The sequence below is a fragment of the Spiractinospora alimapuensis genome (assembly GCF_018437505.1).
Taxonomy (GTDB): Bacteria; Actinomycetota; Actinomycetes; order Streptosporangiales; family Streptosporangiaceae; genus Spiractinospora; species Spiractinospora alimapuensis.
Genome location: NZ_CP072467.1, coordinates 1,336,389 through 1,355,760, shown reverse-complemented (window position 1 = coordinate 1,355,760; position 19,372 = coordinate 1,336,389). Strand labels below are relative to the sequence as shown.

At 70.7% G+C, this 19,372-nt stretch carries 16 protein-coding genes; 12 read left to right on the top strand and 4 right to left on the bottom strand.

Annotated elements, in window-relative coordinates; translation table 11 throughout:
- Positions 1 to 19: 19 nt before the first annotated feature.
- From J4H86_RS06260 to J4H86_RS06245, 4 genes are all read left to right on the top strand, one after another.
- Positions 20 to 1,171 carry a dihydrodipicolinate synthase family protein gene (locus J4H86_RS06260; protein ID WP_236543928.1) on the top strand — a complete coding sequence of 384 codons (1,152 nt, stop codon included), beginning with the start codon at positions 20 to 22 and terminating at the stop codon, positions 1,169 to 1,171.
- A complete protein-coding gene (locus J4H86_RS06255) occupies positions 1,168 to 2,061 on the top strand; it encodes a sugar phosphate isomerase/epimerase family protein (RefSeq protein ID WP_236542556.1) in 894 nt (297 codons plus the stop codon). The genes J4H86_RS06260 and J4H86_RS06255 overlap by 4 nt, the downstream gene beginning before the upstream one ends.
- Before the next feature lie 245 nt (positions 2,062 to 2,306).
- Entirely contained in the window at positions 2,307 to 3,014 is a 708-nt protein-coding gene (locus tag J4H86_RS06250) for a GntR family transcriptional regulator (protein ID WP_236542555.1), read from the top strand.
- 22 nt (positions 3,015 to 3,036) lie between these two features.
- Positions 3,037 to 4,047 (top strand): LysR family transcriptional regulator, encoded by a 1,011-nt coding sequence (locus tag J4H86_RS06245; RefSeq protein WP_236542554.1) that lies wholly within the window; start codon positions 3,037 to 3,039, stop codon positions 4,045 to 4,047.
- A gap of 85 nt (positions 4,048 to 4,132) precedes the next feature.
- On the opposite strand, the gene J4H86_RS06240 is transcribed toward J4H86_RS06245, so the two are convergent.
- Both J4H86_RS06240 and J4H86_RS06235 read right to left on the bottom strand, forming a co-directional pair.
- Positions 4,133 to 5,077: a methylenetetrahydrofolate reductase gene (locus J4H86_RS06240; protein ID WP_236542553.1), complete on the bottom strand. Its 945-nt coding sequence runs from the start codon at positions 5,075 to 5,077 to the stop codon at positions 4,133 to 4,135.
- On the bottom strand, positions 5,074 to 5,451 hold the full coding sequence (locus J4H86_RS06235; protein ID WP_236542552.1) for a methylenetetrahydrofolate reductase C-terminal domain-containing protein: 378 nt from the start codon (positions 5,449 to 5,451) through the stop codon (positions 5,074 to 5,076). Before J4H86_RS06235 ends, J4H86_RS06240 begins: the two co-directional genes overlap by 4 nt.
- 329 nt (positions 5,452 to 5,780) lie before the next feature.
- On the opposite strand from J4H86_RS06235, the gene J4H86_RS06230 reads away from it, so the two are divergent.
- From J4H86_RS06230 to J4H86_RS06195, 8 genes are all read left to right on the top strand, one after another.
- Positions 5,781 to 6,986, top strand: coding sequence for a glycine cleavage T C-terminal barrel domain-containing protein (locus tag J4H86_RS06230; protein ID WP_236542551.1), 1,206 nt, complete (start codon positions 5,781 to 5,783; stop codon positions 6,984 to 6,986).
- 316 nt (positions 6,987 to 7,302) lie between these two features.
- The gene (locus tag J4H86_RS06225) at positions 7,303 to 9,777 is read left to right on the top strand and encodes a GcvT family protein (protein WP_236542550.1); all 2,475 of its coding nucleotides are present in this window, start codon (positions 7,303 to 7,305) and stop codon (positions 9,775 to 9,777) included.
- On the top strand, positions 9,774 to 10,991 hold the full coding sequence (locus J4H86_RS06220) for a sarcosine oxidase subunit beta family protein (protein ID WP_236542549.1): 1,218 nt from the start codon (positions 9,774 to 9,776) through the stop codon (positions 10,989 to 10,991). The genes J4H86_RS06225 and J4H86_RS06220 overlap by 4 nt, the downstream gene beginning before the upstream one ends.
- A gap of 15 nt (positions 10,992 to 11,006) precedes the next feature.
- Positions 11,007 to 11,276 carry a sarcosine oxidase subunit delta gene (locus J4H86_RS06215; protein ID WP_236542548.1) on the top strand — a complete coding sequence of 90 codons (270 nt, stop codon included), beginning with the start codon at positions 11,007 to 11,009 and terminating at the stop codon, positions 11,274 to 11,276.
- A gap of 548 nt (positions 11,277 to 11,824) precedes the next feature.
- On the top strand, positions 11,825 to 14,620 hold the full coding sequence (locus J4H86_RS06210) for a 2Fe-2S iron-sulfur cluster-binding protein (protein WP_236542547.1): 2,796 nt from the start codon (positions 11,825 to 11,827) through the stop codon (positions 14,618 to 14,620).
- Positions 14,610 to 15,248, top strand: a complete 639-nt coding sequence (locus J4H86_RS06205; protein ID WP_236542546.1) for a sarcosine oxidase subunit gamma — start codon at positions 14,610 to 14,612, stop codon at positions 15,246 to 15,248. Before J4H86_RS06210 ends, J4H86_RS06205 begins: the two co-directional genes overlap by 11 nt.
- Positions 15,249 to 15,350: 102 nt before the next feature.
- Positions 15,351 to 16,961 (top strand): AMP-binding protein, encoded by a 1,611-nt coding sequence (locus tag J4H86_RS06200; RefSeq protein WP_236542545.1) that lies wholly within the window; start codon positions 15,351 to 15,353, stop codon positions 16,959 to 16,961.
- Between the two features lie 154 nt (positions 16,962 to 17,115).
- The gene (locus J4H86_RS06195) at positions 17,116 to 17,907 is read left to right on the top strand and encodes an HNH endonuclease family protein (protein WP_236542544.1); all 792 of its coding nucleotides are present in this window, start codon (positions 17,116 to 17,118) and stop codon (positions 17,905 to 17,907) included.
- A gap of 37 nt (positions 17,908 to 17,944) precedes the next feature.
- Here the strand turns inward: J4H86_RS06195 and J4H86_RS06190 are convergent, their stop codons facing one another.
- Together J4H86_RS06190 and pip are read right to left on the bottom strand one after the other, a co-directional pair.
- Complete coding sequence (locus J4H86_RS06190) at positions 17,945 to 18,367, bottom strand: hypothetical protein (RefSeq protein WP_236542543.1); 423 nt, start codon at positions 18,365 to 18,367, stop codon at positions 17,945 to 17,947.
- A 31-nt stretch (positions 18,368 to 18,398) separates the two neighbouring features.
- Positions 18,399 to 19,358 (bottom strand): prolyl aminopeptidase, encoded by a 960-nt coding sequence (gene pip, locus J4H86_RS06185; protein ID WP_236542542.1) that lies wholly within the window; start codon positions 19,356 to 19,358, stop codon positions 18,399 to 18,401.
- Positions 19,359 to 19,372 lie beyond the last annotated feature (14 nt).

Genomic DNA, 19,372 nt, shown 5'->3' with positions numbered 1-19,372 from the left:
GTCGGAACTCCGCCTGCGCATGCCCCAACTGGACGGAACCCTGGCCGACCACTGGCTGCGGGACGGGCACGAGGAGAGTGGCGGGTATTCCGCCGCCCCGCCCCGTTCTCGAGTCGCCTACGCCGCGACCCACGTCGTCGCCGACCCACTGGCCGGCAACGCCCCCGGCGAGCCCGCGCGATTGGACTGGGACGCGACCCTGGCGTTCCGGCGTCACCTGTGGCGTCTGGGTCTGGGCGTCGCCGAGGCGATGGACACCGCCCAACGTGGCATGGGGCTCGACTGGGCGTGTACCGCGGAACTCATCCGGCGCAGCGCCGAGGAGGCGCGTTCGGTGGGTGGCGCGATCGTGTGCGGAGCCGGGACCGACCACGCGGAACCGCGCCTGAACCATGTGGACGACGTCGCTGGGGCGTACGAGACCCAGCTCGAGGTCGTCGAGGGAGCGGGCGTCACCCCGGTGCTCATGGCGAGTCGCCAGCTCGCGGCGCTCGCCACCGGGCCCGAGGACTACGCCAGGGTGTACGGGCGGATCCTCGGTCAGGTGCGGGCCCCCGTGGTGCTGCACTGGCTGGGACCCGACTTCGATCCCGCGTTGGCGGGCTACTGGGGTGAGGACGATCCGGCGAAGGCGATCGACGGGGTCGTCGCGCTGGTCACCGAGCACGTCCACGCCGTGGACGGGATCAAGGTGTCGTTGCTCGACGCCGACCTGGAGATCCGGCTACGGGAGCGGCTCCCCGCCGGCGTGCGGCTCTACACCGGGGACGACTTCAACTATCCGGAGCTGATCAAGGGGTCGCGGGGACACCACTCCGACGCCCTCCTGGGGGTGTTCGCGGCGATCGCGCCCGCGGCGGTCACGGCCCTGCACGCCCTGGACGTCGACGACCTCGCCGCGTATGACGCGGCGTTCGAACCGACGCTGCCCCTCGCCCGGCACCTGTTCGCCGCGCCGACCTTCTACTACAAGACCGGAATCGCGTTCCTCGCCTGGCTGAACGGACATCAACCCGGCTTCACGATGGTCGGTGGGCTGCAGAGCGCGCGTTCCCTCCCACACCTGTGCCACACGGTGCGGCTCGCCGACGAGGCCGGGGTGCTGGAGGACCCGCCGTTGGCGGCCCACCGCACGCGGTCGCTGCTGGAGACGGCGGGGGTGGAGCAGTGACCACGACCGCGATCGACGTTCCCTCCGGTGCTCCGGCCGCCGTCCCGACCCCGCGTCCCGACGACCCGCGAATCGCGCGGTTCTCCCTGAACCAACGCAGTCTCGCCCAGTGGGGTGTGCCCGAGGTCGTGCGGGGGTGCGTGGACCGGGGTGTGGGAGCGGTCGGGCTGTGGCGGGAACAAGTGGCCGAGTGCGGGCTCGCCCGCAGCGCCCGGCTCGTTGGTGACGCGGGCCTGCGGGTGTCCTCCTACTGTCGCGGCGGCTTCCTGACGGGCGCCGACCAGGCGTCGGCCCTCGCGGAGAACCGGCGGGCGGTGGAGGAGGCCGCGGAACTGGGCGCTCCGTGTCTGGTGATGGTGGTGGGTGGGCTCCCTGAGGGAAGCCGGGACCTGTCCGGAGCCCGTGCCGCCGTGGCCGACGGGATCCAGGCGCTCGCGCCCTACGCCGACGAACACGGTGTACGTATCGCGCTGGAACCGCTCCACCCCATGTTCTGCGCGGACCGCGCCGTCCTGTCCACTCTGCGCCAGGCGCTGGACCTCGCCGAACGGGTCGACCCCGAGGGCGCCACGGTGGGGGTGGTCGTCGACGCCTACCACGTGTGGTGGGACCCCGACCTGGACGAACAGCTCACGCGCGCCGGACGCGGCGGACGCATCCTCTCCTTCCAGACCTGTGACTGGGTGCTGCCGTTCCCCGAGGACGCGCTGCTGGCGCGTGGCGTGCCGGGCGACGGACACGTGGACCTGCGGCGTCTGCTGCGGCGAGTGCAGGCCGAGGGTTACACCGGGGACATCGAGGTGGAGGTGTTCAACGCCGAGCTGTGGGCCGCCGACGGGGACCAGGCGTTCGACACGCTGCTTCGGCGCCACGTGCAGCACGTGGTCTGACCCGCTTCGTGACCAGGCAGGCCTTCCCGACCTCACCGCGGGCACGATGATCTGGATCGTGCCCGCGGGCGTCGTGGCGTGACGGTGCCGTGGTGGCGCGGGTTCCCCGGTTCCGCGCGTGGCGGAGCGCCGTTCCCGCGCTGTGGCGGCGTTGGTGGATCGGGAGTGAGTAAACTCGGGGCCGTCCGGCAACGGCTTCACCGTGTCCGATCCCGATCCCGATCCTGGAGACAATGGGCGCACGTATGAGTTCATCGCGCTCCACCGACGATGCGGTGGCCGCCCGAGTCGAGCGCCCGGTTCCCCTGCGGGAACGGGTGTACGACGCGCTGCTGGAGCTGATCACGAGCCGTCGTCTCCCTCCGGGGCGCCATCTGGTGGAGAGCGACCTCGCCGAGCAGTTGGGCGTGTCGCGCCAGCCCGTGCGTGAGACGTTGCAGCGATTGAGCATGGAGGGGTGGGTCGACCTACGCCCCGGCTACGGCGCGTTCGTTCATCAGCCCACGGCGAGTGAGGCGGACCAGTTGTTCGCTGTCCGTGGGCTGTTGGAGACCGAGTCGGCCCGGCTCGCGGCGCACTCCGCCGACTCCGCCGGCGTCGCGCACCTGCGTGCGGTGCTGGAGCGGGGCGCGTCGGCCGCCCGGGACGGTGACGTGGACGCCTCGGTCGCCGCCAACGCCGACCTGCATCGACTCCTCACCGAACTGTCCGGCAACACGGTCCTCGCTGAGCTCGCCGCGCAGGTCGCCCGGCGCGTTCGGTGGTACCACGGCTCGGTCGCCGAGCTGCGCGGAACCGCCGCCTGGACGGAGCACGCCGAGATCATCGACGCCGTCGAGCGGGGCGAGGCCGACCGAGCCGCCGACTTGATGCGCGCGCACACCGACCGCACCCGCCGTATGTACTTAGACCAGGTCGCGCACGACGATGTGGAGGCGACGCCGAGGCGTTGAGGGATCGGGCACGGTGGGAGGGGTGGCGCGGGTGTTGATCCGCCAGTTGGAATACCTGGTGGCGCTGTCCCGAGAACGACACTTCGCCCGCGCGGCCGCGGCGTGCAGCGTGACCCAACCGGCGCTGTCCGCGGGGATCCGCAAGCTGGAGGACGAGCTCCGCGTCCCCATCGTGCGCCGCGGCAACCGGTTCCAGGGCTTCACTCCGGAGGGTGAGCGGGTTCTCCGGTGGGCGCACCGGGCGGTGGCGGCCTGCGACGCACTGATGAGCGACGCCCGCTCCGCCCGCGAGGGCCTGACGGGGATGCTGCGGGTGGGGATGGTTCCCACCGCAGTGGATCCCGTGGGCTACCTGTGCGCGCAGATGCAGCGTCACCATCCGCGGGTCCGGCTGCGGGTTCGGGAGTGCGCCCCGGCCGAGGTCCAGCGCGGCCTCGCGGGTGGTGAGTTCGACGTGGGTGTGACGTATCTGGACACCACGCGCTCTCCGCACGAGGGCCGCGTGTGTCCGCTTTACCACGAGCGGTACGTGGTCCTGGCCCAGGCGGACGGGTGCTTCGCCGGTCGTCTCCACGTCGACTGGGAGGAGCTCGACCAGGTCCCGCTGTGCGTTCCCGCGCACCCGGCCCCGGAACGGGGGGTTCTGGAGGAGACCGCACGCGGCGTCGGTGCTCGCCTCGACGTACGAGCCGAGGTGGGATCGGTGCCCGGCATGCTCGCCTACCTGCGCCATGCCCCGGGGGCCGCCATCGTCGCGGCGTCGTGGCTGGAGGTGCTGTCCCTTCCCGACGACGTGGTCCCGGTCCCGCTGCGCGAACCCGACACCGTCAGTCACGTCGGTGTGGTCGCCGCCCCCCGAGGTCCGGTCCCGGACGTCGCCGAGGAGTTCCTCACCTGCGCCCGCCGCATGACCGCGGGTGCCGCGGTTCCAGCCCCGCGACCGGGAACCGAACCCGGGGGCCCGGTCGGCGACCCCGCCCCCGGCACGGGCGTCTGGCCACCCCGCCAGGGCTGGACGGCCGGCAACCCCTGAGCGCGGTCGGGAGTCCCGTGTGTGCGTGGTGCGGGCGGTGGGCGCCGGTGGCCTCGGTGCCGACACCGCCCGGGTCTGTCGCGTCTCAGTGGGGCGCGGTGGCGGGGATCTCGGCGGACTCCGGCTCGACGGCTGGGGCGCGGGTGAGGCCGAGGTCGGCCCTGAGCCGTTCGACGGTGTCGTCGTGGCGGAAGTCGATGATGTGGAGCCCGCGGATGCCGGGCAGTGCGAGCGCGTGGCGTGCCTGTTCGAGAGCGACCTGGTAGGCGGCCTCGCGCGGGTCGGTGGCGCCTTCGACGCCGGCGATCAGCGGATCGGGGATCTCGATGCCGGGGACGTTGTCGTCCATGTAGCGCAGGGCGCGAGGTCCGCGGACGAGGCACAGGGTGGCGAGCATCGCGGTGGTCTCGGTGAGCCCGTCCTGGACGGCGCGTTCGGTGAAGGCCTCGAGTAGTTCCGGCCGGTAGCAGGTCTGGAGTTGCAGGAAGCGGGCCCCGGCGGCGGCCTTTTGGGTGGCTCGGCGGACACGTTCGGCGTAGGGCGGTGCGCCCGGGTTCTCCACCGCGCCGACGAAGAGGTCGGGCGGGGGGTCGATCGCGCGTCCGGAGAGGTAGCGGCCGTTGGCGAGCGCGCTGGCCGTGCGCACGAGCTGCGGGGAGTCGAGGTCGAAGACGCGCCGTGCCTCGGGCTCGTCGCCGGCCGTCACGTCGTCCCCGGTGAGGCAGCAGACGTTGACGACGCCGTGCAGGGCGGCGCCCATGATGTCGGCCTGGAGCGCCAGGCGGTTCTTGTCCCGGCACACGACCTGCAGGATCGGGTCAACGCCCAGGTGTGCCAGGGCGATGGCGATGGACACGTTCGACACGTGGGCGTGGGCGGCGGTGTTGTCCGTCGCGTTGACGGCGTCCACGTGGGGCGCGAGACGGGCGACGTGTGCGCGTACCGCGGCCAGGCCGCCCCCGTCGATGACCGGTAGCTCGGCGGTGACCACCGGTTCGCCGGACTCCAGGCGGGTGCGTAGCTGGTTCATCGGTCGTCCTCCCCGTCGTCGGATGCGTCGTCCCAGCCCCGTGGGGTCTGCTTGTCCCGGCCGGTGAGGAGGTTGGTCCACGACGAGGTGCCCCACAGTTGGTTGTCGACCGGTGGGCGGGGCTGTTCCGGGTCCTCCGACCAGGGGAGGTAGTCGGAGCGCCGCCACGCCTTGACCCACACGCAGCGCATCTCCGGTTTGACCTCGCAGGTGCCGTCGGGACGGACACCGCCGCACGGACCGTTGCGCAGTGTCTTGGGGCAGGTCATGGGGCAGGTGAGGCCAGTGCTGTGCAGGACGCACTGCCCACACATGCGGCAGTCCCAGACGGGTTTCTTCACGGAATGTTCGACGAGCTCCAGGAACGTGGCCATAGGGCTGCCCTCGCTAGGTCCCGGGTGGTGGGTGCGCGTCGTCCGTGGTGAGGGCTGGTGCGTCTGGAAGTCGAACCAGTCCTGAACACGTGGTGTGGCTGCTGGACGACGCCGTGAGCCGCTACTAGTGTGTTGTGTATAGAGAAACACTGTGCGAATGAAGAAACTTAACGACGTTCGCTTCAGCGTAGAACCGGGCGACGGTTGCGTCAATAGATAACCGTTGCGTTATAAGAAACTAACTCCGCTTGACAGCGAAGGCGAGCGACGGGAAAGCTTCGTTGCGTATCGCGGATCACGTTGCGTATTAAGGCTTAGTGGAGGTCCTGATGGCCATCACGGAGAACCCGGAGATCCTGCTGTACAGCCGGATCCGCAAGTCGCCGTTCTTTTACGCCTCACGCCGGCACGGCGTGCACACCTACAGCGTGTACAACCACACGTACCACCCGCGTCACTACGGCGACCCGGTGGGCGAGTACTGGAACCTGCTGACGGGTGTGACCCTGTGGGACGTCGGCGTCGAGCGCCAGGTGGAGATCACCGGGCCGGACGCGTTCGCCTTCACCAACATGCTGGTGCCACGGGACCTCAACAAGTGCCAGGTGGGGCAGTGCAAGTACGTCTTCATCACCTCACCCGAGGGCGGCATCATCAACGACCCGGTGCTGCTGCGCCTAGGAGAGAACCACTTCTGGCTGTCCCTCGCCGACAGTGACGTGCTGCTGTGGGCCAAGGGGTTGGCACAGAACAGCGGCATGGACGTCACGATCACCGAGGCGGACGTCGGCCCCGTGCAGGTGCAGGGCCCGAAGTCCAAGGAGGTCATGGTCGACCTGTTCGGCGAGAGTGTGCTGGACATCGGCTACTACTTCTGCGCGGAGTTCGACCTCAACGGGATGAGTGTCGTGGTGTCCCGCACGGGTTACACCTCCGAGCTGGGCTTCGAGATCTACCTGCGCAACGCGAGTCGGGACGGCGTGCGGCTGTGGGACACCGTGCTGGAGGCCGGACGTCCGCACGGGCTGGAGGTCATCGGGCCGTGCCACATCCGCCGGATCGAGGGCGGCATCCTCTCCCACGGATGCGACATCAGCCTGGACACCAACCCCTTCGAGGTTGGCTACGGCTACGAGGTGAGCTGGATGGTCGACCTCGACCAGGAGGCCGACTTCGTCGGAAAGGCGGCGTTGCAGAAGATCCGGGACGAGGGAGTCAGCCGCAAGCTCGCCGGCGTCACGATCGACGGCCCCCCGTTGGGGTCCTTCAACGACGGATCGATGATCGACTTCTTCGAGGTGCGGGAGCCGGACAGCGGGCTCGCGATCGGCAAGGTGACGTCGGCCTGCTTCTCACCGCGGATGGAACAGAACATCGGGTTCGCCATGGTGCCGATCGGTCACGCGGCGCTGGGCACCGAGCTCATCGTGGTGACACCCCAGGGGGAGCAGACGGCACGCGTGGTGGAAAAGCCGTTCGTCGACCCGAAGAAGAACCTGCCCAAGCAGGACCTCCGCGAGCTGGTGACCGGATAGCGCGGACCCGATCCGGGGTCAGGGGCGCGCCCCCAGGCGCCGGCCACCGCGAAGGCGTCGGTTCCGGACGGGAGCCCCGTCCGGAACCGGCTCTCCGCCGTCAACAACTGAATTCGGGTCCCGCACCACCAGTCCCGATCGCCGAATCCGCGCGCGGGAGAGACGAGCCTCGTCCTCCCCGCTCGTGGCCACTTGACACGCACCCCGTCGCGTTCGACGCTGTTGCGTAGATCGCCGATGGTTGCGTAGGACGATACTTATACGTCGCTGCGAGGTCGCCATGGACACTCCGCTCAACGCCCGTACCACGACCACCATGTCCGCCACCCCCAGGATCGTGATCATCGGGGCCGGGATCGTGGGCTGCGCCCTCGCCGACGAGCTCTCGGTGCGCGGCTACACCGACATCACCGTGGTGGACCAGGGCCCCCTCTACAGCACCGGCGGTTCCACCTCGCACGCCCCCGGCCTGGTATTCCAGACCAACGGCTCCAAGGCCATGGCGGACTTCGCCCACTACACCGTCGACAAGTACGCCGCGCTGCGGTGCGAGGGCACGCCCTGCCTGGACCCGGTCGGCGGTCTCGAACTCGCGACCACTCCGGACCGCATGGACGAACTCCACCGCCGCGGCGGCTGGGCCCGAGCCTGGGGGATCCCGGCGCACATCCTCGACCCGGAGGACTGCGCGAAGCTGCACCCCCTGGTCAACGCCGACCGGGTCCTTGGCGGACTGCACACGCCGACCGACGGGCTCGCGAACGCCGTACGAGCCGCCCGCGCGCAGGCCGAGCAGGCCGTGTGGCGCGGTGCCCGCTTCCTGCCCCACCACGAGGTACTCGACGTGGAGACCGCCGGGGGACGGGTCACCGCCGTGGTGACCGACAACGGTCGCATCCCCTGCGACATCGTGGTGAGCTGCGCGGGGATGTGGGGGCCGCGCATCCTCCGGATGGTGGGCCACACCCTCGCGCTCACCCCTCTGCAGCACCAGTACGCCTGGACAGGTCCCGTACCCGCGCTCGCCGCACTCGCGGCCCCGGACGGACCCACCGCGCCACACCCGATCCTCCGGCACCAGGGTGAGGACCTCTACTATCGGGAGCACCACGACCGGGTCGGCATCGGCTACTACGGCCACCGCCCCATGCCGGTCGACCCGGACGCCATCGGCACGCCTCGCCCCGACGCTCCCGCGATGCCGTCGGTGCGGCCCTTCACCGAGGAGGACTTCGCGCCGGCCTGGACCAACACCCTGGACCTCCTGCCAGACCTGGCGGCCACCGAGGTCACCGAGGGAATCAACGGCCTGTTCTCATTCACTCCCGACAACATGCCGCTGCTGGGCGAGCTCGGCGACGTGAGCGGGTTCTGGGTCGCCGAAGCCGTGTGGATCACCCACTCCGCCGGGGTCGCGCGTGCCGTCGCGGAGTGGATCGTCGACGGGGAGTCGACCTTCGACACCCACGCCTGCGACATCGCCCGATTCCAACCGCACCAGCTCGCGCCCGACTACCTGATGTCCCGGGACTGCCAGAACTTCGTCGAGGTCTACGACGCCCTGCATCCACTACAGCCGATGGAGGAGCCGCGTCCGCTGCGCACCAGCCCCTTCCACCAGCGGGAGCAGGACCTCGGAGCGTTCTTCTTGGAGGCCTCGGGCTGGGAGCGCCCCCACTGGTACGAGCACAACGCGCCACTGCTGGAGGAGGGGCGCGACATCGCCCTCCCCGGCCCGTGGGCACAGCGCTTCTGGTCACCGATCGTCGCCGCCGAGGCCCAGGTCACCAGGGAACGCGTCGCGATGTACGACATGTCATCCCTGATGCGCCTGGAGGTGTCGGGACCCGGCGCGGCCGAGTTCCTCGACCGGATGACGACCGGACGCGTCACCCGTGCGCCCGGTGCCGTCACCTACTGTCTCCTGCTCTCCCCGCACGGGCGGCTGCGCGGCGACATCACGGTCGCGCGTGTCGACGAGAACACCTTCCAGCTCGGCGTGAACAGCCCCTTGGACGAGGCGTGGCTGCGCGCCCACCTCCCGTCCGACGGATCGGTGCACGTCCACGACCTCACCCCGGGAACCACCTGCGTCGGGTTGTGGGGCCCACAGGCGCGCGAACTGCTTCAACCGATCGCCGACCACGATCTCACCAACGACGGCCTGCGCTACTTCCGGTGCGCCCGGTTCCACGTGGCCAACATCCCCGTCCTCGCGCTGCGCGTCTCCTACGTCGGTGAGCTCGGCTGGGAGCTGTACACCACGGCGGACCTGGGGCTGCGACTGTGGGACACCCTGTGGCAGGCGGGGAGGGACCTCGGCGTCATCGCCGCCGGCCGAGGCGCCTTCAACAGCCTGCGCCTGGAGAAGGGCTACCGTGCCTTCGGTGCCGACATGACCGACGAGCACGGCCCCCTGGAGGCCGGGCTGTCCTTCGCGATCCGGCCGGACAAGGGCGATTTCCTGGGGCGCGACGCGGTGGAGCGCCAACGGGAGGCCGGGCCGGCGCCGCGCCGCCTCACCTGCCTCACCTACACCGATCCGCTGGGCACACCGCTGGGCAACGAGCCGGTGTTCACGCCGGAGGAGAGCACCGACCACGCGGTCGGCTACGTCACCAGTGCCGCCTGGGGCCACACGCTCGGGGTGGGCGTCGCCTACGCGTGGATCCCGGAAGAGCTCGCGCGCCCGGGGACGGAGCTGGACATCGGGTACTTCGAGCGGCGTGTCCGCGCGACGGTGAGCATCGAGCCCCTGTACGACAGTGAGATGAACCGGGTCCGCGCATGACCGCGCCCACCGACGGAGAACCGCGTCCCCTGTGGCGCCGGCGGACACCCAACGCCCGCTACGACGTCGTGATCGTCGGGTCGGGCGGACACGGGCTCGCCACGGCCTACTACCTCGCCGCCCACCACGGAATCACCAACGTCGCCGTCCTCGAACGCGGCTGGCTGGCCGGCGGCAACATGGCCCGCAACACCTGCATCATCCGCTCCAACTACCTGGTCGACGCCAGTGCCGGCATCTACGAGCACGCGCTCAGGCTCTGGGAGGGGCTGGAGGACGAGCTGGACTACCCGATGCAGGTCAGCCAGCGCGGTGTCCTCAACCTCGCCCACACCACCCACGACGTCCGCGAGTCGGTGCGGCGGGTCAACGCCAACCAGCTCAACGGAATCGACTCCCACTGGCTCACGACCGACGAGGTCGCCAAGCTCGTCCCCATCCTCGACACCAGCGCCGAGCTTCGCCACCCGGTCCTCGGAGCGACCTACCAGCCCCGGGCCGGAATCGCCCGACACGACCACGTGGCCTGGGCCCTCGCCCACGCCGCGGACCGCCTTGGCGTACACCTCATCGAGGACTGTGAGGTCACCGGGTTCCAACGGGACGGCGACCGTGTCATCGGCGTCCACACCAGTCAGGGCCCGATCGGCGCCGATCGTGTCGGCCTGTGCGCGGCGGGACACACCTCCGTCCTCGCCTCCACGCTCGGACTGCGCCTCCCGCTCCAGAGTCACCCGTTGCAGGCGCTGGTCTCGGAGCTGCTGGAGCCCGTGTTGGACACCGTGGTCATGTCCAACACCGTGCACGTGTACGTGAGCCAGGTCGACAAGGGCGAGCTCGTGCTCGGGGCCGGCATCGACGCCTACAACGGCTACGGCCAACGCGGGTCCTTCCCGATCATCGGCAACCAGATCTCCGCGGCCGTCGCCCTCTTCCCGATCTTCGCCCGCGCCCATCTCCTCCGAACCTGGGGCGGCATCGTCGACATCAGCCCCGACGCCTCACCGATCATCTCCCTCACCCCCTTCCAGGGCCTGTACCTGAACGCCGGGTGGGGGACCGGCGGGTTCAAGGCGACACCCGGTGCGGGCGCGGTGTTCGCCGACACCATCGCCCACGACCGCCCCCACCCACTCGCCGTCCCCTACACCCTGGACCGGTTCCGCACCGGCGCCCTGATCGACGAACACGGTGCCGCCGCGGTCGCCCACTGAACACGGGAGGTGTCGATGCTGCTCATTGCCTGCCCCTGGTGCGGCCCACGCGAAGAGGTCGAGTTCCGCTACGGCGGACAAGCCCACCTCCACCACCCCACGGACCCCTGGACCCTGGACGACGCCCAATGGGCCGAGTACCTGTTCACCCGGGACAACCCCGAAGGGTGGTTCACCGAACGCTGGTGCCACATCCACGGGTGCCGCCAGTGGTTCGTCGCGGAACGCGACACCCGGACCTACGAGTTCCGTCCGAACCCCGCGGAGGAGGCCCGCCGTGGCTGACGAAACGCGTGCGATGTCGCCTTCGAGGAAGGAACGCCTCGGCGATCCACCGACGGTGGATGTCTGCCGGGGCATTGTTGGCCTGTGTCGGACCGGCGTCGCGCGGGTGGACGCTCCTTCCGGTCGGGGCGACGTCCGCCTCGGGGGGTGCGGGGGGCGGCGGCCCGCCCACGGCCCTGCCAACGCACCGAGTGTGGTGCCGGCGCGCGGCGACGGAGGGGCTGCGTCGGGGACGACCCACCGCCGCCGCTTCCGGAAGGCCCGGCTCACCGCTGCGGCGCGTGGGATGGTGCGTGGCCGCGTCGTTGGGGTGTCGGTGGGTCTCGGCCATTCGCCGACCGTGGACGTATACCAGGGCGTCGACCGCTTCGGGGCGTGCGGGGGGCGGCCCTCCGACCGCCCTGCCAACGTACCGAGTGTGGTCCTGGCGCGCGGCGATGGAGGGGCTGCGTCGGGGACGACCCACCGCCGCCGCTTCCGGAAGGCGTGGGGGACCGCCCCCACAAGACACACCGAGTTCCCTCCGACCGTGTTCCGGGAGGCCCGTCGTGGCTGACGAAGCGTGGGTGGCACAGCCCTCGAGTGTGGGACCCCGCCGTCGGGGCGAGGGGGGCCACGTGGACCGGGACCGGCCCATCTCGGTCACCTTCGACGGGCGGGAGTTGGCGGCGTTCGTCGGCGACACGCTCGCCTCGGCACTGTTGGCCAACGGGGTGCGCGTCGTGGCGACCAGCCCCGAGCGGGGGCGCCCGCGCGGGGTGCACGGGGTGGGGCAGGCCGAGGCCAACGCCCATGTGCGGATCACCTCGGCGCCAGGGGAGCCGCTGGTGGCGGCGACCATGGTCGCCGCCTACGACGGGCTGCACGCGCGGTCACTCGCCGGGCTGGGCACACTGTCCACGAGCCCGGACGTCAGCCGGTCCGACACCATGTGGGCCCACTGTGACGTCTTGGTGGTCGGCGGGGGACCCGCCGGAGTGGCGGCGGCGCGGGCGGCCGTCGCCCGGGGGCAGCGGGTGGTCGTCGCCGACGATCATCCGGCGCTCGGGGGGCGAACCGCGCGACGGGGCGACGACGCGCCGACCCGTTCCCTTGCCGATCTTCGGGGCGAGATCGCCGACCTCGAAGCCCAGCCCGAGGTACGCGTCCTGACCCGAACCACCGTCACCGGCTACCACCCCGGCGGCGGCGTGACCGCGTTCCAACGCCGCACCGACCAGCCCGTGGACGCGCCGGAGGCACGGGCCCGCCATCGGATCTGGAACATCCGCGCCGGTGAGGTGGTCCTCGCGACCGGGCGCGGCGAACGTTCCGTGGCCTTCGCCGGGAACGACCGGCCCGGCGTCATGCTGGCGGGGGCGGCGGTCGAGTACGCCCGGAACTACGGGGTGCTCCCCGGCCAGCGTGCCGTGGTCTTCGCCTGCCACGACGGGGCCCTGGCGGACGCGGCCGCGCTGGCGGACGCGGGCGTGAACGTACTCGCCGTCGTCGACCCGCGCCCCGCGGCGGAACCGCGCTCCGATCTCCTCCGACGTGGGATCGAGGTGCTGAACGGCCACGCGGTGGTGCGTACGACCGGCGACGAGGAAGGATGCCTCACAGGGGCGGTCGTCGCTCCGCTGGGACCGACGGGCGTCGTCCTGCCGGACCGACGAGAGTTCGGCTGTGACCTGCTGGCCGTGTCCGGTGGGCGGGATCCGGTGTTGGGGCTGCTCACACAGGCGCGGGGCACCACGCGGTGGTCGGAGGAGCAGGCGGCGTGGATCCCCGCGGAGGTCCCGCCTGGCGTGCGCGTGGTGGGCGGCGCCGCGGGGGAGTCCCCACCGTCCGCCGGTGGGCCGCCGAGTGCGACATGGGTGGTGACGGCACCCGACGCCGATCCGGACCAGACCTTCGTCGACCTCTCACGGGACGCGACCCTCGCCGACGTCCACGCCGCGATCGCCCACGGCATGGTCAGCGTCGAGCACGTCAAGCGGTTCACCACCATCGGTACCGGCCCGGACCAGGGACGCACCTCCGGTTCCGTGCTCGCCGGAATCCTCGCCGAACGGTTGGACCGTGACCTCGACGAGGTGGGACGAACACGCGCCCGACCCCCGTTGGTTCCGGTCCCGTTCGCCGCCGTGGCCGGGCGTTGTCGCGGCGATTTCCTCGATCCGGTGCGCCGTACGCCGATGCACGACTGGCACGTCGACGCCGGCGCCGTGTTCGAGGACGTGGGGCAGTGGAAACGCGCCCGCTACTACCCGCGTCCCACCGTCGACGGTGTGGAGGACATGGACACCGCCGTCGCGCGGGAGTGCCGCACGACCCGTGCGGCGGTCGGCGTCCTCGACGCCTCCACTCTGGGCAAGATCATGGTCGAGGGAGCGGACGCGCCGCGTTTCCTGGACCGGATATACGCCAACACCTTCTCGACGATGCGGGTGGGGCGGTGCCGGTACGGGGTGATGTGCGGTACCGACGGCATGGTCATGGATGACGGAGTGAGTGTCCGGCTGGCCGAGGACCGCTACCTGATCACCACGACCAGCGGCAACAGCGACAGCGTGCTCAACTGGCTGGAGGACTGGCTCCAGACGGAGTGGCCGGACCTGTGTGTGGCCTGCACCCCGGTCACCGACCAGTTCGCCACCGTGAGCGTCGTGGGACCCCGGGCGCGGGACGTGCTTCGTCACCTCGCCCCCGACCTCGACGTGTCCGTGGAGGGGTTCGCCCACCTGGACATGCGGGAGTCACGGGTGGCGGGGATCGAGGCGCGCATCCTGCGCGTCAGCTTCAGCGGGGAGCTCACCTACGAGATCTCGGTGCCGTCCTGGTACGGCCTGGCCCTGTGGGAGGCGGTCGTCTCGGCGGGCCGTCCCTACGGCATCACCCCGTACGGCACGGAGACCATGCACGTGCTGCGCGCCGAGAAGGGGTTCATCGTGGTGGGGCACGAGACCGACGGAACCACGACGCCGCGGGACGCGGGCCTGGGCTGGGCGGTCAGTAAGAAGAAGGACTTCGTGGGCAAGCGCTCCCTGGCCCGGCCCGACAGCGCGCGCGAGGACCGACAAACCCTGGTCGGCCTGCGGCCCCGTGACCGCCGAACCCCGCTGGCGGAGGGGGCACAGCTCATCGAGGATCCCGAGGCGGCCACCCCGGTGCCCATGGTCGGGCATGTCACCTCCGCCTACCCGCACTCCACCGAGGGTGGCCCCTTCGGGCTCGCGTTGCTGGCCGGCGGCGCCGAGCGCCACGGTGAGACTCTGTGGGCCTACCACCTCGGCGCCCGAGTGCCCGTGACCATCTGCGAACCCGTGTTCTACGACCCTGAGGGGGCGCGCCGTGACGGATGACAGCGCAGCGGCCACGATCACCCCGCCGTCCCGGCGCAGCCCGGCGGCCGGAGTCGCCGCCCAGATGAGTGCTACCGGCGGGCCGAACACGGTGCGCCTGCGGGAGGTGCCGTTCCTCGCCCAGGTGGAGTTGCGGCTGGAACCCAGCGAGGAGGAGGCGGCTCGGCGTTGCGCCGCGTCCTTCCTGGGGTGTTCCCTGCCGCCGCCCGGACGGAGTCGCGGCCACGACGGGGTGCGGGTGCTGTGGTGCGGCCCGGGGTGGTACCTCGTTCTGGCCGCCGGTCCGGACGTCACCGGTCACGGGATCGCCTGCGGACTGGAGTCCTGTCTGGGCACGGAGTACGGCACCCCGTGCGCGAGCGTCGTCGACGTCTCCGCCCAGCGGACCGTCCTCGAGTTGTCCGGCCCGCACGCGCGCGACGTCCTCGCCCACGGCTGTCCCCTCGACCTGCACCGCGACGCCTTCCCGACCGGCGCCTTCACCCAGACACTGCTTGCTCGGGTCGACGTCGGCGTCCTGTGCGCCGAGGCCGAGAACGAGTACCGCGTCCTGGTCCGGTCCTCGTTCGCCGAACACCTGGCCCTGTGGCTCCTCGACGCGATGACGGAGTACGTCGGAACCTCCTGACCCGCCCCGGAACCGAGCGCCACTTGTATGGCGTGGGTCACTCTCCCCACTATGGGGGAAGCGCGGCGACGGCCGTGTCCGGGCGACCACGGGAGGGCACGTATGAAGTCCTACGTCAGCGGAGTGTCGGACGTTCCCCTGCTGGGCGAGACCATCGGCGAGAACCTCGTCCGCACCACCGCCCGATTCCCCGACCGAGAGGCACTGGTGGACCGCCCCAGCGGACGCCGGTGGACCTACACGCAGCTCCTGAACGACGTCGACCGCGTGGCCCGTGGCCTGCTGGCCCGCGGGGTCGCCGTCGGGGACCGGGTCGGGATCTGGGCGCCGAACGTCCCGGAGTGGGTGCTGACCCAGTACGCGACCGCCCGGATCGGCGCCGTTCTCGTGACCGTCAACCCGTCCTACCAACGCAACGAACTCGCCTTCGCGCTCACCCAGGCCGGCGTGAGCGTCCTGGTCGCCGCGCGTGGCCACCGTGGCAGCGACTACCACGCCATGATCGACGAGGTCCGGCCCCGCTGCCCCGCCCTACGCGAGGTGGTCTTCGTCCAGGACGAGAGTTGGGAAGCGCTGCTCGCCGACGCCGACGGGTTCGACGCGGTGCGACTGGAGGAGCGCGCCGCCGAGCTCAGCTTCGACGACCCGATCAACATCCAGTACACCTCGGGGACGACCGGCTTTCCCAAGGGCGCGACCCTGTCGCACCACAACATCCTGAACAACGGGTTCTTCGTCGGGGAGACCCTCGGCTACACCGAAGACGACCGAGTGTGTCTCCCCGTGCCCTTCTATCACTGTTTCGGCATGGTGATGGGGAATCTCGGCGCGACCAGCCACGGGGCCTGCGTCGTCATTCCCGGTCCCGCGTTCGACGCGGCGGACACACTGCGCGCCGTCACCGAGGAGCGGGTGACGTCGCTCTACGGGGTTCCCACCATGTTCATCGCCGAACTGAATCTGCCGGACTTCGCCGACCGCGACCTGTCCTCGCTGCGCACTGGAATCATGGCCGGATCCCCGTGCCCCGTGGAAGTGATGAAGCGGGTGGTCAGCGACATGAACATGGCGGAGGTCGCGATCTGCTACGGCATGACCGAGACCTCGCCGGTGTCCACCCAGACCCGACGGGACGACGACCTGGAGCGACGCACGGAGACCGTCGGCCGGGTCATGCCCCACCTCGAGGTCTCGGTCGTCGATCCCGCGACCGGCCGGGTGCTGCCCCGTGGTGAACCCGGGGAGCTGTGCACGCGTGGGTACTCGGTGATGCTGGGGTACTGGGACCAGCCGGAGGCCACCGCGGCGGTGATCGACGCCGCGCGGTGGATGCACACCGGTGACCTCGCGGTCATGCGCCCCGACGGTTACCTGTCGGTCGTGGGGCGGATCAAGGACATGATCATCCGGGGTGGCGAGAACGTGTACCCCCGCGAGATCGAGGAGTTCCTGTACCGGCATCCGAAGATCTCCGACGTCCAGGTCATTGGGGTACCCGACCCCAAGTACGGCGAGGAGATCATGGCATGCGTGATCCCTACCGACCTCTCGGAACCGCCGACGCTGGACGACATCACGGTGTTCTGTCGCGGCGAACTCGCCCACTTCAAGGTTCCCCGCCACCTGCGCGTCATGACTGAGTTCCCGATGACGGTCAGCGGAAAGGTGCGCAAGATCGAACTACGGGAGTGGGCGGTGTCCGCGGACGGGTGACCGGCGCGGCCTCGGAGGGGGCCGCGCGCGGCGTCTCATGTGTTCCCCACATTCCGGCTTCCCGCCCCCGTCGTCGACCACGATGCGTCAAGCTGGGGACAGACCGTTGACGTCCGTCCCGTGGTCGCGCCCTGCGAAAGTGTGGAGTCCCCTCATGGCCAAGAAGAAATCCCGGTCCGCGCGACCCTCGAGCACCCGTGGCCGTGCCGCCCCTCGGTCGACGAAGGGCCGTCGCGGTCGCGCGTCCCGCGTCGCCGGCGGCGCGGCGGCGGTCGCCGTTCTCGCGGCGCTCGGCGTCCTCGCCGCGCAGCAACTCGGACTGATGGACACGGCCGACTCCGGCGGTGTGACGGGGGCGACGGCCGACGGGGACGTCGCCCCCGCGGACTTTCGGGACCCTCCGGACGCCTCCAGCGTGGAGCTGGCACAGGAGCGGCTGGGGGAGCTGACCGTGGAAGAGGAGGACGACCCGCCGGGGTACGACCGGGCGCTGTTCCCTCACTGGGACGCCGACGTCCAGGACAACTGCACGACCCGACAGGTCGTGCTGGGGCGGGACGGAGAGAACGTGGAGACCGACGAGGACTGTCAGCCGGTGTCCGGTTCCTGGTACAGCGCCTACGACGGGGAGACCCTCACCGATCCGGGGGACGTCGACATCGACCACATGGTGGCGTTGAAGGAGGCGTGGCGTTCCGGCACCCACTCCTGGTCCACCGAACAGCGGCAGCGGTTCGCCAACGACCTGGACACCACCCAGTTGTGGGCCGTGAGCGCCTCCAGTAACCGGGCCAAGGGCGACCAGGATCCGGCCGACTGGTTGCCGCCGCTGGAGTCCTCTCACTGCGCCTACGTCGTGTCCTGGATCGAGGTGAAGCACACCTGGGAGTTGACGCTGGACGAGGCGGAGGATTCCGCGCTGCGCGAGGTCCTGAGCGCGTGCTGACGGTGGGCGCGGAGGCTGGACGGGAGTCGTCCACCCGCTAGCGGGTGACCACCGGTGTCACGCTTCGGGCCGTGGCGACCAACTCCTCGGTTCCCAGTTCGCCCAGGGGGTCGCGTACCTCGACCGCGACCCCGGGGCCCGCCCACCAGAACGCCTCGGTCGTCCCACGCAGCCCCACCCGGCCGTCCCGGGTGAACAGGGCGAGGTCCCAGGTGGCGTCCACGCGCTCGTGATACCGGGACAGGAACACCCGCACCGCCGCGAGGTCGCGCAGCTTCTCCCCTCGCAGGACCAGCGCCTGCAGGACCACCCGCCATCCACCGTCGGCCGTTGGACGTTCCCACACCCGCGAGGTGAAGCCGACGTCCTCCCACGCGTAGGTGAAGTCCGTGACGGTGGCGTCGGCGGACACGGGGACGTGCCCCAGCCGGAAGCCGTCCACCACGCCTCCGTCGGTCACCTGGATCTCCCTGCCGTCGCACGCAGTGGCGCTACTGGTCGGCGAACCGGTCCGTGGCCTCGATCAGGGCGTCCAGGATCCCCGGCTCGCCGACCGCGTGCCCGGCGTCGTCGATCACCCGGAACTCCGCCTCGGGCCACGCCTTGTGCAGCGCGTAGGCCGTGGCCATCGGCGTGCAGACGTCGTAGCGCCCCTGCACGATGACTCCGGGGATCGAGCGCAGTCGGTGCGCGTCCTCCAGGAGCTGGTTCGGGCGGAGGAAACCGCGATTGGTGAAGTAGTGGTTCTCGATCCGCGCGAACGTCACGGCGAAGTCGTCCTCGGCGTGTGCGCTGCGAACGTCCGGGTTGGGCAACAGCGAGATGGTGGAGCCTTCCCAGACGCTCCACGCCCGCGCGGCCGGGATCCGCACCCGCGGGTCAGCGCTGGCCAGGCGCTTGGCGTAGGCGGCGACCAGGTCACCGCGTTCCTCCTCGGGGATGGGAGCCACGTAGTCCTCCCACAGGTCCGGGAAAAGCTCGGAGGCGCCCCACTGGTAGAACCACCTCACCTCTTGGTCCCGCAGGGTGAAGATGCCGCGCACGACGAGTTCGGTGACCCGTTCCGGGTGGGTCTGGGCGTAGGCCAACGCCAGTGCGCTGCCCCAGGACCCGCCGAACACCTGCCAGTGCTCCACGCCCACCATGCGGCGCAGGGCCTCGATGTCGTCGACCAGCGTCCACGTGGTATTCGTGGCGAGATCGGTGTCGACCCGCGCGGCGCTGGGCGTGCTCCGCCCGCAGTTGCGCTGGTCGAACAGAAGGATGCGATAGCGTTCCGGGTCGAACAACCGCCGGTGGATCGGCGCGCACCCCGCTCCGGGCCCACCGTGCAGGAAGACGACGGGTTTCCCGTCAGGGTTGCCGCACAGCTCCCAGTAGATCTGGTGTCCGTCCCCGACGTCGAGCGTCCCGTGGTCGTAGGGGTCGATGGAGGGGTACAGAGCTCGCATCCGTTGATTCCTCA

Coding starts and splice junctions, on each gene's coding strand:
- J4H86_RS06195 (WP_236542544.1), top strand. CDS start 17,116: ATGGCCAAGAAGAAATCCCGGTCCGCGCGACCCTCGAGCACCCGTGGC.
- J4H86_RS06230 (WP_236542551.1), top strand. CDS start 5,781: ATGGCCATCACGGAGAACCCGGAGATCCTGCTGTACAGCCGGATCCGC.
- J4H86_RS06250 (WP_236542555.1), top strand. CDS start 2,307: ATGAGTTCATCGCGCTCCACCGACGATGCGGTGGCCGCCCGAGTCGAG.
- J4H86_RS06215 (WP_236542548.1), top strand. CDS start 11,007: ATGCTGCTCATTGCCTGCCCCTGGTGCGGCCCACGCGAAGAGGTCGAG.
- J4H86_RS06235 (WP_236542552.1), bottom strand. CDS start 5,451: ATGGCCACGTTCCTGGAGCTCGTCGAACATTCCGTGAAGAAACCCGTC.
- J4H86_RS06260 (WP_236543928.1), top strand. CDS start 20: ATGCCCCAACTGGACGGAACCCTGGCCGACCACTGGCTGCGGGACGGG.
- J4H86_RS06225 (WP_236542550.1), top strand. CDS start 7,303: ATGTCCGCCACCCCCAGGATCGTGATCATCGGGGCCGGGATCGTGGGC.
- J4H86_RS06200 (WP_236542545.1), top strand. CDS start 15,351: ATGAAGTCCTACGTCAGCGGAGTGTCGGACGTTCCCCTGCTGGGCGAG.
- J4H86_RS06240 (WP_236542553.1), bottom strand. CDS start 5,077: ATGAACCAGCTACGCACCCGCCTGGAGTCCGGCGAACCGGTGGTCACC.
- pip (WP_236542542.1), bottom strand. CDS start 19,358: ATGCGAGCTCTGTACCCCTCCATCGACCCCTACGACCACGGGACGCTC.
- J4H86_RS06220 (WP_236542549.1), top strand. CDS start 9,774: ATGACCGCGCCCACCGACGGAGAACCGCGTCCCCTGTGGCGCCGGCGG.